We start from the raw sequence: 12,826 nt of genomic DNA on the forward strand, positions 1-12,826 counted from the left end.
CTTTTCCATATTATAACTATAAGGTTATTTAGTATTCAATGCCTGCCACAACAGGTCTTTCAGTTCAGGTAAGCCCTGTTGGGTAACAGAGGAGATGAATACATGCGGCACATGCGTTGGCAGTTCTTCCGCAATAGCTGTTTTCAGTTCATCATCCAGCATATCACTTTTACTGATGGCCAGTATAAACTTCTTATCCAGCAGTTCGGAATTATATTGCTCCAGCTCGTTCAACAGGATATCGAAATCTTTACGATGGTCCTGGCTATCTGCCGGAATAAGGAACAGTAACACCGGGTTACGTTCTATATGACGAAGGAAACGATGTCCCAGACCTTTACCTTCATGCGCACCTTCAATAATCCCCGGTAAATCCGCAATACAGAAGGAGCGGTCGTTACGGTAAGCAACCATACCCAGGTTAGGGGTAAGGGTCGTAAATGCGTAATCGGCAATTTTAGGTTTGGCAGCTGTGATGGTAGATAACAGGGTCGATTTACCCGCATTCGGGAAGCCTACCAGTCCTACATCCGCCAGCATTTTCAGCTCCAGTGCTTTCCAGCCTTCTTTGCCCGGCATGCCCGGCTGAGAATATTCGGGAGCCTGATTAGTAGCAGATTTGAAGTAGGCATTACCACGGCCACCTTGTCCACCGGGAACCCATATCACTTCCTGACCTTCATGCAGGATCTCCACTTCCATTTCCCCGGTTTCCTCATCAAAGGCCTGGGTACCCAGGGGGACTTCGATGATCACATCTGCGCCGTTGTGACCGGTACTGTTATTATCACGTCCGTTTGCGCCGTCTTCTGCCACTACGTTCTTGTACCAGCGGAGATGCAGCAGCGTCCACAGCTGTGAGTTACCCTTTAAAATGATATGCCCGCCACGGCCACCGTCACCACCATCCGGACCAGCCTCGGGGTTGTATTTGGTACGCATAAAGTGCGCACTTCCTGCCCCACCTTTGCCTGATTTGGCAGATATTCTTATATAATCAACGAAATTACCTCTTTCCAATGTTTATAATTTTTGCGTGCTTTTCAACGCTTTCTATAAAACGTAAAAACGCAAAGATCGTTAAGTTCAGGCATTTTACTAAGTAAAATACATACTTACAATCTTTGCGTTTAAAATATATGCGGTTGCCTGTTATACTTTTTCTTCTACCAGACTATCGATTTCTTTGCTTAAACGGTCAAATATTTCGGATACTTCACCTTCTCCCTTGATCTTTTTAAACTTGCCATATTTGGCATAATGATCAGCAACAGGAGCCGTTTTGTTATGATATTCCACGATACGTGCACGGATTACATCTTCATTGGCATCATCGCTGCGGCCGGAAGTTGCACCCCTGTTCAGTAAACGGGCAATCAGCTGATCCTCCGGTACTTCCAGTGCCAATACATTGGATATAGATGTTTTTTTCAGTGATAACAGCTTATCAAGCGCTTCTGCCTGGGCAGTAGTACGTGGGAAACCATCAAAAATAAACCCTCTTGCTTCCGGGTTGGCATCCAGTTTGGAACTGATCATGCCAATCACTATTTCATCCGGAACCAGTAAGCCCTGATCGATTACTTTCTTAGCTTCCATGCCCAACGGTGTTTTATCCGCTATCTCACTACGGAGTAAATCTCCTGTGGAGAGGTGAATAAGTCCGTATTTTTCAATAAGATTAGCACTTTGTGTGCCCTTACCGCTGCCGGGAGGGCCAAATAAAATGATATTGACCATGTGTTTATAAAATCTTTAGCAAGAGTACAAATATAATAAACAATTGAATGTATAGGTAACTAAAATTGGTATTGCTTGAATAAAGTGAAATATTTAAGAAATTTCATAGATATCATTCAATGATATGCTGTAAATAATGGATTATTTTTAAGGAGGCTTAAAATATTTCATAGATACAGATATGGAAAGAACGTTATGAACCTTAGGGTAAAAATAGTTATTTACACTGCCGGACCACGTCTATCGGGAAATTATGAAATATGCAAAAAAATAATTAATTCGTAAGTTTAGCCAATGATTATGAAGCAATTACTGATTTTAGGGCTCTCCGGGTTATTCCTGGCGGGCAGTGTTCCGGGAGTATCAACCAGGATAAATCCAAGTAATCCGGACAAGACAGGACCTGATAAACCTCTTCGTGAAAGCAAAACCCGGGCAGTCAGAAGGGAAACCCCTGAAGATCACTGGGTAGACAGTGTCTTTGCTTCGCTGAATTCTGATGAACGTATTGCGCAACTGATTATGATCAGAGCCCATTCTAACTTGGGGCCGGATCATGTCAGGAAAATAGTCAACGATATCCAGGAGAATAAGGTAGGAGGATTGATCTTCTTCCAGGGCGGACCAGTAAGACAGGCTCTGCTCACCAATTATTACCAGTCTATTTCCCAGACACCGCTTATGATAGCCATTGATGGAGAATGGGGATTGGGTATGCGGCTGGATAGTGTTATCAGTCTGCCCCGTAACCTGATGATAGGCGCCGTAAAGGATAGTACCCTGGCCTATGATGCCGGTAAGATCCTGGGGCAGCAGTGCCGGAGAATGGGCATCCATATGGATTACGCTCCGGATATGGATGTGAATAACAACCCCAATAATCCTGTTATTAATGACCGCTCTTTCGGGCAGGACAAATACCAGGTGGCCAGAATGGGTGTGCAGGCTATCAAAGGAATGCAGGACCAGGGAGTATGGGCCTGTGCCAAACACTTCCCGGGTCATGGAGATACGGATGTGGATTCTCATCTTGATCTGCCAACCATTCGTAAAACAAGGGCGCAACTGGATTCTCTGGAATTGTATCCTTTCAGACAAGCGATCGCTGCTGGTGTAGGTTCCATTATGATTGCACACCTCTATGTTCCGGCTATAGACAGTACTCCTAATACACCTACCTCTATCTCCTATAATACTATTACTAAACTGCTGAAGCAGGAGCTGGGTTATAAAGGCATCGTTATTACCGATGCACTGGAAATGAAAGGCATCGCCAAATTTTATACAGGCGGAGAAGAATCTGCGCAGTCACTGCTGGCAGGGAATGATATGCTGATGTTGCCCTCTACGGCAGAAGGCAGTGTAGATGCCATCAAACGGGCTATCAGAAAGGACCTGATCTCCTGGGATGAAGTGAACCTGCGCGTGAAGAAGGTATTGCATGCTAAATACCAGATGGGGCTAAACAAGCCACAGGTAATAGATACCACTAATCTTACCAACGACCTGAATGCCGTTACAGACTCCTTAACCAAAAGGATCTCTGAAAAAGCACTGACATTATTAAAGAATGATAATCACCTGATCCCTTTCAATGAACATACTCCGGGTAAAGTAGCCGTGATAGCAGTAGGGGCGGATGTGAACAATGCTTTCTTACAAACAATCAAAGCATTACGGCCAGACGCTGCTACCTATATCTTTACTTCCCGCCAGCAGGAGAACCAGGTAGGACAGGTAGTGGAACGCCTGAAACGGGATTACCAGGCAGTGATTATTGGTTTACATAATTATGGCCGTCGTCCTGCCAACAACTTTAACATCAGTACCGCTGAAAGATTGCTGATCCAGCAGTTGCAGCAGGAGATGCCAACTGCGACTGTGGTATTCGGAAATCCTTATGCCATCCAGTATTTCTGCGATGCGCCTACGATCGTAGCTGCTTATGAAGATGATGATAATACACAGCGGGAAGCTGCCCGCTTGTTATTCGGACAGCTACAGCCGATGGGGACATTGCCGGTAACGGTATGCTCTAACTTCCCTTATGGAACGGGTATTGTAACTCCGCCGCCACCAGTACCGGTGGTACAGCCGGAATTGCAGCATGTGAAGCCGGAAACGGTGGGTATGAACAGCCAGGTATTACAGCATATCGATGTACTGGCCAATGAGATGATCAAAAAAGGAGCGGCCCCTGGTTGTCAGATCCTGGCAATGAAAGATGGTAAGATCGTGTATGACAAAAACTTTGGCGCATACGATTATGGCAAACGGGAAGCGGTAACGGCTCAATCTATATATGACCTGGCCTCCGTAACGAAGGTCTGTGCTACGACCATGTCCGTCATGCATTTATATGATGAAGGCAAACTGGACCTGGATGCTACGTTGGGAGATTATTTGCCCTGGGTGAAGGGTAGTAATAAAGCTGGTCTGCGTATACGGGATGTGTTATTACACCAGGCGGGACTGGTCCCTTTCATCGCCTTCTATAAAGAAACACTGATTGGCGGTGTAGTACCCGATACGGCGCTTTACCATAGTTATGCAGATTCACTGTATTCTGTAAGGGTAGCAGAGCATCTGTACCTGAAGAGCAGTTATACGGATACGCTGTTCAAACGGATACTGGAAAGTCCGCTGAAACCACAGCAGGGATATGTATATAGTGACAATGACTTTATCTTCCTGGGAGAAGTGGTAGAACAGATCACTGGTAAGAAGCTGAATCATTATGTACGTGAAACATTCTATGAGCCACTGGGCATGTCCACTACCGGTTTTAAACCAAGAGAGCGGTTCTCTTTAGCACAGCTGGCGCCAACAGAAAATGAACGTATTTTCCGTATGCAGTGGATCCGCGGAGATGTACATGATCCGGGAGCAGCTATGTTTGGAGGTGTTGCTGGTCATGCGGGATTATTCTCCAATGCAGAAGATCTGGCTATTCTGATGCAGATGTTGCTGAATGGTGGATCTTATAATGGAAAGCAGTATATCAAACAGGAAACGTTACAGTTGTTTACAGGGTATAACAGTAATCTAAGCCGCCGTGGACTGGGCTTTGATAAACCGGAAAAGGATAATGGCAAACACGGAGATCCTTATCCATGTAAGAGTGCTTCGCCGCTTACTTATGGTCATACCGGGTTTACAGGCACCTGTATCTGGGTAGATCCTCAATCTAAACTGATATTCATTTTCCTGAGTAACAGAGTCTGTCCTGCCGGTGGGGATAACAAAAAATTAGGCAATATGCATGTGCGGGAGAACATGATGGAAACGCTGTACGAAGCGATAGAGAAAGGCAAATAGCGCTTTTAAATAGTCAATAGCGCCAGGTGAAATATGCTGTAAAAGCCATTCACCTGGCGCTATTTTTTTAGTATTAATATCTTACTGTACGGATACTGTTCGGTTAATACTTGTTTCTGTTCTTATGTCTATTGATTTTTCTGCCAGTCTGGTTTTTCCTTTCCTGATCTCGAAAGTATAGTTACCATCTTCCAGTCCCTGCAGGTTGAACTTAGCCTTGTAAACAAGGGTAGCCGGAAGGGATTCCTGGTGAAGGACTACGTTATTTGCATCTTTTATGCTAAGGATCACTTTTTCTGATCCCGGATTTTCAACTGTTATGCGGAAAACGAGGTCTTCCTGATTTAATCTGGCAATTTCCAGTTTGAAAGATGTTACTGCAACGGGCGTTTCATCATTGATGAAAGAGGCTTTTCCGTTGTAAGCATATGTGTTGTCCTGGGCGTTAACGGATGAGAGGCTCAGCAGGATAGCTACCAATACCAGTATGTGTTTCATACAAAGTTTTTTTGTGTGATTATGTTTTGATGTTTAGGGCCGTATTAGCTAATACAATGGTTCCTTATTTCGCCGCAAAGATCCATGCCTAAGGTTAACTGAATATTACCGACATGTTAAGAAAGGATTAATTGACATTCCCTACCTTTGCTGGCGTTTATGGAAACTTCAACATTACAAAAGCAACGGCCGGTAGCCATCTGGCTCTATATAGGAGTGGGGATGATCATTATCCAGGTATTACTTGGGGGCATTACCAGGCTCACCGGTTCGGGATTGTCTATTACAGAATGGCAGCCGCTTCTCGGCGCCCTGCCACCGATGAATGAGCAGGCGTGGCAAACAGCTTTTGATCATTATAAGGAAATTGCACAGTTCCAGTATGTGAACAGTCATTTTACTCTCGCTGATTTTAAGGCTATTTACTTCTGGGAATGGCTGCACCGCGACTGGGCACGGCTGATGGGTGTTGTGTTTGCTATACCTTTCGTTTACTTTCTGATTAAGAAAAAGATAGACGGTACCATGGTAAAACCTATGATCATCCTGTTTCTGCTGGGTGGATTACAGGGAGCCATTGGTTGGATCATGGTGCAGAGCGGGCTGAATGTAGAAGACCTGTACGTAAATCATATCAGACTGGCCATTCACTTTATTGCAGCGCTAATACTGGGTTGTTATGTGTTATGGTTTGCCCTGAAATTAAGCACTCCTGCTAAGGAAATATTACCTGTAAAAGGATTAGCCTCCCTGAATATATGGATACTGGGGCTGCTTACCTTACAACTGATATATGGCGCTTTCATGGCCGGATTGCATGCTGCCCTGGTGGCCAGTAGCTGGCCGGATATCAATGGAATGTGGGTACCGGGAAGTATGCTCACACAAGGCAGTTTCTTCTCAGATATTACCCATAATCAGATTACTATACAATTCATTCATCGTGGACTGGCCTACATCATTGCCATCCTGGTAGGCATCTGGTGGTGGAAAGCTGCTGAAACACCTCAGCATAGCCTTCTGCACAAAATTCGTTATCTGCCCCTGATGCTGGTATTATTACAGGTATTGTTAGGGGTGCTGACGATTTTGGGTAGCCAGGTGAAAATTCCGATAACCCTCGCAATTTTACATCAGTTTACCGGTATGATGCTGCTACTGTCGCTCTTATGGACTTTATTTCTTAGCCGTGGGCGCGTAAGATAATTATCTCCGGGCAGTCGCATATTACAATTTTTCGTAAGTTTAGCTGTAATTGCGTTACGGATGAAAGTGAAACTTCTGCTGGTAAAGATCTATTATTCATTCCCGATACAACTGCTATTGCTGCATTTCCGCAAGTACCAGGTATTGCTTATTTTCTGGGCCATACTTTTTAGTACTGTGAACGGCAACTTTGCTAAAGTATTTGGAGGTGATGCGCTCTTTCTGGCGCCGGAATATCTGGGTAAAGTAAATTTCTATAGCACTACTATTCTGGGGTTGTCCACCGGGCTGTTTGCCATGAGCTGGAATATCACCACCTTCATTCTGCATACCGGCCGTTTCAAATTCCTGGCCACTACCACTCAGCCGTTCTTCAAATATTGTCTCAATAATTCCATTTTTCCGCTTGCTTTCATGGTGAACCTGATATACCGCGGTTGGGAATACCAGCGTTATCAGCAGTTAAGCACTGTACCGGAAATATTATTACTGGCAGAAGGGTTTATCTGTGGATACCTGTTCGTTATCTTCTTCTCCTTTTTCTATTTCTTTAATGCAGATAAGAATATCGGTCGCAGGCTGGGTAAGCAATTCGGAAATACCCGCAATTTCGTGCGTACCATCCTAAAGCCTACACAGGAGAAAGATGAGAACGCCCTGCCGGTACATAATTACTTTAATTCCCCCTGGAAATTGCGCAGGGCAAGGAATGTGGATCATTACAACAAACATTACCTCGATAGTATCCTCAAACAGCACCACTTTGCGGCGATGATCACAGTCGGGTGCGCATTGGTGTTCCTCGTTTTCCTGGCTTATATGATGGACCATTCTTTTTTCCGTATTCCGGCAGGAGCGAATGTGATGATCTTTTTTGCTTTTCTGATAGGAGTAGCAGGCGCTTATGCTTATTTGTTGCAAAGCTGGGCAATACCCATGGTGCTGATCATGCTGATAGGGCTTAACTGGATGGTGAAGTATAACCTTGTAGATAATCGTAATAAAGGATACGGACTTAATTATCATGAAAGAAATGCCCGTCCTTCCTACAGTGTTACTTCCCTTCAACAGTTCTTTACCATAGAACGTGCTGAGAAGGACAAACTGGAAACACTGAAGATTCTTGAAAACTGGAAAGCCCGTTTTCCGGCAGGAAAGAAGCCCAAGCTGATCGTTGTTAACTGCAGTGGAGGAGGATTGCGTGCTGCCACCTGGAGCATGAACGTGTTGCAGCGGCTGGATACCCTTATGCATGGAGAACTGATGCAGCATACTTTCCTGATGACAGGAGCTTCCGGAGGAATGATAGGGTCTTCTTATTTCCGGGCGCTTTACCTGGAAAAACAACAGGGGAAACAGATCAATTTACACGATAGTATTTATACAGAACGAATTGCCAGAGACCTGCTGAACCCTGTATTTACTTCTCTTGCTGTAAATGATTTTATTACACCTTTCCGGAGTTTTAAGATAGGGAATAACCGGTATGCAAAAGACCGGGGATATGCATTTGAAATGCAGCTGAATACCAATACAGATAATGTGCTGGCCAAAACACTGGGTTACTATAAGGGACCTGAACAGAAAGCAATCATTCCAATGCTGATATGGACGGCTACTATTAATGCAGACGGGCGCCGGCTGATTATCTCTCCCCAGCCGGTGAGTTATTTATGCGCACCTGAGTATAGTCCTGCGAAGCCAGGGTTCCAGGATGTTGACGGCGTAGATTTCGGGCAGTATTTTGCTGGTCAGGGAGCTATGAATATGCGGGTGACCAGTGCTATCCGTATGTGTGCCACCTTCCCATATGTATTACCGAATGTTTTCCTGCCCAGCGATCCTATTGTAGATGTAATGGATGCGGGGATCCGTGATAACTTCGGACAGGAGACTTCTATGCGTTTCCTCCATACATTCCGGGACTGGATCAATGAGAATACCAGTGGGATAGTGTATATACAGATAAGGGATACGAGGAAAAATGATATTGGGGGTATTAAACAAACCATGCAGCTGAGTGACATGATGTTTGACCCTTTATTTACCATGCAGCAGCACTGGAGTGCTATGCAGGATTTCGTACAGGATAATGAGTTAACCTACCTGCAGGGATATTTCCCGGACAAGTTAGACAGGATCATTTTTCAGTATGTACCTCAGAAGGAAGATAAATCGGCAGCGTTGAGCCTGCATCTTACTTCCAGAGAGAAAATAGATATTGCCGGAGCACTGGATAATCCCGCCAACCAGCAGTCATTTGATAGTGTGATGCATTTGATAGAACACTAAGAATAGTACCTCATTAGCTTCAATACAGGAATATAACAGGAACAAAACAGGAATATAACAGGTTCATCCTACGTTTATCCTACGTTAAAGACGTAGGATAAACGTAGGATGAACCTGTTATATTCCTGTTCAGAAGCTGTTCAAGATTATAGCAGGAACTTAGACAGGAGGATATAGCTCCTGGTAAACCAGACGCTACCGATAAATTATATAATCACTTACTAATCAGGTGATTGAGTGGGGAACTTCAACATTAACACATTGATCACAATTATTTAAGATCTTATCCCCCTTTTTTCCACATTTTATTGTAACTTTGCGCCTTCTTTTGGCCAGATGTGTCGTCTTCAGCCAGAATCATTTTAACAAGATTTATGAATATCCGTAACATAGCAATTATTGCGCACGTAGACCACGGTAAGACTACCCTGGTTGATAAGATCCTTCATCACACCAACGTTTTCCGGTCTAACCAGGAAACTGGTGAACTGATCATGGACAGTAACGACCTGGAAAGAGAACGTGGTATCACGATCCTCAGTAAAAATGCTTCTGTTGAATACAAAGGCGTGAAGATCAATGTGATAGACACCCCTGGTCACGCCGACTTTGGCGGTGAGGTTGAAAGGGTGTTGAAAATGGCTGACGGCGTACTATTGCTGGTGGATGCCTTTGAAGGACCAATGCCGCAGACACGTTTCGTGTTGCAGAAAGCATTGGCGCTTAACCTGAAACCAATTGTTGTTATCAACAAAGTGGATAAGGCTAACTGTCGTCCTGACGAGGTACATGATGCGGTATTCGAACTGTTCTTTAATCTGGATGCTACTGAAGAGCAGCTGAACTTCCCAACCTATTATGGTTCAGGTAAGAATGGCTGGTTCAATGATTCATTGACTCAGAGCGAAGATATTACCCCATTGATCGATGGTATTCTGAAACATATTCCGGAACCACAAATCGCTGAAGGTACCCTGCAATTGCAGATCACATCACTGGATTATTCTACTTTCCTTGGCCGTATCGCTATCGGAAGAGTAGCCCGTGGTTCTATCAAGGAAAACCAGCCGGTTTCTCTTGTACAGGCTGACGGTACTATCAAGAAAACCCGTGTACGTGAACTGTATGTTTTCGAAGCACTGGGTAAAAAGAGAGTAACAGAAGTTTTAGCTGGAGATATTTGTGCAGTAGTAGGTATTGAAGATTTCGGTATTGGTGATACCATTGCTGATTTCGAAGAACCGGAAGCATTGCCAATCATTCCGGTGGATGAGCCAACAATGAACATGCTGTTCAGCATTAACAACTCACCTTTCTTTGCAAAAGATGGTAAGTTCGTTACATCCCGTCACCTGCGTGACCGTCTGATGAAAGAAACTGAAAAGAACCTGGCGCTGCGCGTGCTGGATACTGACAGTGCTGATAGCTTCATGGTATACGGTCGTGGTATCCTCCACTTAGGTGTACTGATAGAAACTATGCGTCGTGAAGGATATGAGTTGACTGTAGGTCAGCCTCAGGTAATCCTGAAAGAGGTAGATGGTAAGAAATGTGAGCCTTATGAAACACTGGTGGTAGATGTACCTCAGGAGTTTGCAAGTAAGGTGATTGACCTGGTTACCCGTCGTAAAGGTGAAATGCTGATCATGGAAACCAAAGGTGACATGCAGCATCTGGAATTCGAAATTCCTTCACGTGGTCTGATCGGTTTACGTACACAGATGCTGACCGGTACTGCCGGTGAAGCTGTAATGGCGCACCGTTTCAATGACTACAAACCATGGAAAGGACCAATTCCCGGTCGTAACAATGGTGTGTTGATCGCTAAAGAAAACGGTACCACTACCGGTTACTCTATCGATAAACTGCAGGACAGAGGATTCTTCTTCGTTGATCCGGGAGAAGAGGTTTACAAAGGCATGATCATCGGTGAAAACAATAAGCCTGGTGACCTGGTAGTGAACCCTAATGAAGGAAAGAAACTGACCAACATGCGTGCAAGTGGTACCGATGGTGCTACCAGCATTGCTCCTAAAACCCTGATGACACTGGAAGAATGTATGGAGTACATCCAGCATGATGAGTGTATAGAGGTTACGCCTAACCACATCCGTATGCGTAAAACCATCCTGGACGAAGAAGAGCGTAAGAGACAACAAAAAGTAATGAAGGCTGATAGCGTAGGCTAATGAATCCTTCTTTAAGATATAACCGTCCTGGCGTAAGCCGGGACGGTTTTTTTGTTTTAGACCCTACGTATATTGGATGCGTATCCAATGCCTACATTTGTTATATTGAAAGACCTGTTAACACCAAACTATTAAGACATGAGGAATCCGATATTGCTGATAGGTAACGATATCAACAACATATCCAAAGGCCAGAGCTGGAAAGAACTGTTGCAGGATATCATAAACTTCTGCCTTCCTGAAGGCTGTGTGCAACTGGACGACCGGAAGCCTTTCCCGCTGTTATACGAAGAAATCTTCCTTACTGCCATCCGGCAAACACATATCAATGAAGCTGATTTAAAAACATTTATTGCAAAGAAAACACTGGCTATACAGTCTAATGAAATTCATGCAGAGATCCGTAGTCTTAAACCGGCACATATTCTCACTACCAACTATGAGTTTACGCTGGAAGGAGTAATACCAACCTCTTATGATGGTATCATCACAGAAAGGATTTTCAGTATTTTCAGAAAATATATAGTAGATAATATTCACTACTGGCATATCCATGGAGATTGTCTGAACCCCCTAAGTATTAACCTGGGCTTTGAGCATTATGGTGGACAGCTGCAACAGATGCGGAATTATGTAGTGTCCGGTACTACGTATTCCAGCCCGCAGGCACCCAGGTTATCCCTGGTAAGACGTATGCACCTGAAAGAACCCATCAGGGAAGATTCCTGGCTGGACCTGTTCTTCACAAAGGATATCCATATATTCGGGTTATCATTGGACTTTGTGGAAACGGATCTCTGGTGGTTGCTGACTTATCGCGCACGTCAGAAATTCCAGAAGAACACTATCCCGGTAAGGAATGCGCTCTATTATTATATCCCGGCAGAATTTGTAAAAGGAGCCAAATTCAAACTGGATATGCTGGCCGCCAATGATGTAAAGGTGATTGACATTGAAGCAAAAGATAAAGCGGCTTATTACAGAGAGGTGATCAGAAGAATCCGGCAGTTATAACTGATGGTTTGATTTTTGAATGAGATATCTTACTAAACCTATAATCATGTTTTACAAATTTACCCTCACATTAGCTGTAATACTGGCGAACGCCTGCAACCCTCCTGCTACAACGAAAGAAACTCCAAAAGTACCTGCTGTAGAAGACGCCGTGAAAGAAGTAAACTTAACAGGAAGCGTATGGCATTACATACAACGGAAAAGATGGAAGCTGATACAGATGAATGGCCAGATGCAGGAACAATCTTCCGTATGGCTGGAGTTTGATACGACCGCACGCCGCATCAGTGGTAACGGTGGTTGCAACAAACTGGCCGGAGCTTATAATCTGACAGCAGATACAATCTCATTCCGGCAGGTCATCAGCACCCGCATGGCCTGTGTGGATCAGGCAGCAAATGAAAGAGAGGTAACATTTCTCCGGTTATTATCAGACCATCCTTATACATTTGATGTAGCAGATCAGACATTACAATTGTACGATAGCAGCAAGATAATACTGATGTTTGGTGCAATGGATAAAGAATCGCAGCAATAAAAAGTAACTATAATAAAAAAGGCCCGGTAGC

9 protein-coding genes are annotated in these 12,826 nt (G+C 44.2%); 6 read left to right on the top strand and 3 right to left on the bottom strand.

Annotation, left to right across the window (positions count from 1 at the left end; genetic code table 11):
- Nucleotides 1-24: 24 nt before the first annotated feature.
- Both obgE and BMW86_RS10965 read right to left on the bottom strand, forming a co-directional pair.
- Nucleotides 25-1,020, bottom strand: coding sequence for a GTPase ObgE (gene obgE / locus BMW86_RS10960; protein WP_089781743.1), 996 nt, complete (start codon nt 1,018-1,020; stop codon nt 25-27).
- Between the two features lie 132 nt (nt 1,021-1,152).
- Nucleotides 1,153-1,740, bottom strand: a complete 588-nt coding sequence (locus tag BMW86_RS10965; protein WP_089781745.1) for an adenylate kinase — start codon at nt 1,738-1,740, stop codon at nt 1,153-1,155.
- 300 nt (nt 1,741-2,040) lie between these two features.
- Here BMW86_RS10965 and BMW86_RS10970 point away from each other — a divergent pair, with 300 nt between their 5' ends.
- Nucleotides 2,041-5,058, top strand: coding sequence for a glycoside hydrolase family 3 N-terminal domain-containing protein (locus BMW86_RS10970; RefSeq protein ID WP_255372903.1), 3,018 nt, complete (start codon nt 2,041-2,043; stop codon nt 5,056-5,058).
- Between the two features lie 81 nt (nt 5,059-5,139).
- Here BMW86_RS10970 and BMW86_RS10975 read toward each other — a convergent pair whose 3' ends face one another.
- On the bottom strand, nt 5,140-5,556 hold the full coding sequence (locus tag BMW86_RS10975) for a hypothetical protein (RefSeq protein ID WP_089781747.1): 417 nt from the start codon (nt 5,554-5,556) through the stop codon (nt 5,140-5,142).
- A 159-nt stretch (nt 5,557-5,715) separates the two neighbouring features.
- On the opposite strand from BMW86_RS10975, the gene BMW86_RS10980 reads away from it, so the two are divergent.
- The 5 genes from BMW86_RS10980 to BMW86_RS11000 all read left to right on the top strand — a co-directional run bounded on the left by BMW86_RS10980 (nt 5,716) and on the right by BMW86_RS11000 (nt 12,795).
- A complete protein-coding gene (locus BMW86_RS10980) occupies nt 5,716-6,762 on the top strand; it encodes a COX15/CtaA family protein (RefSeq protein ID WP_089781749.1) in 1,047 nt (348 codons plus the stop codon).
- Between the two features lie 60 nt (nt 6,763-6,822).
- The gene (locus tag BMW86_RS10985) at nt 6,823-9,054 is read left to right on the top strand and encodes a patatin-like phospholipase family protein (protein ID WP_089781751.1); all 2,232 of its coding nucleotides are present in this window, start codon (nt 6,823-6,825) and stop codon (nt 9,052-9,054) included.
- Nucleotides 9,055-9,428: 374 nt separating this feature from the next.
- Complete coding sequence (gene typA, locus BMW86_RS10990) at nt 9,429-11,243, top strand: translational GTPase TypA (protein WP_089781753.1); 1,815 nt, start codon at nt 9,429-9,431, stop codon at nt 11,241-11,243.
- A gap of 138 nt (nt 11,244-11,381) precedes the next feature.
- Complete coding sequence (locus BMW86_RS10995; RefSeq protein ID WP_089781755.1) at nt 11,382-12,257, top strand: hypothetical protein; 876 nt, start codon at nt 11,382-11,384, stop codon at nt 12,255-12,257.
- Between the two features lie 46 nt (nt 12,258-12,303).
- Entirely contained in the window at nt 12,304-12,795 is a 492-nt protein-coding gene (locus tag BMW86_RS11000) for an META domain-containing protein (RefSeq protein WP_177189222.1), read from the top strand.
- Nucleotides 12,796-12,826 lie beyond the last annotated feature (31 nt).

Source organism: Chitinophaga sp. YR573, assembly GCF_900110995.1.
GTDB lineage: Bacteria > Bacteroidota > Bacteroidia > Chitinophagales > Chitinophagaceae > Chitinophaga.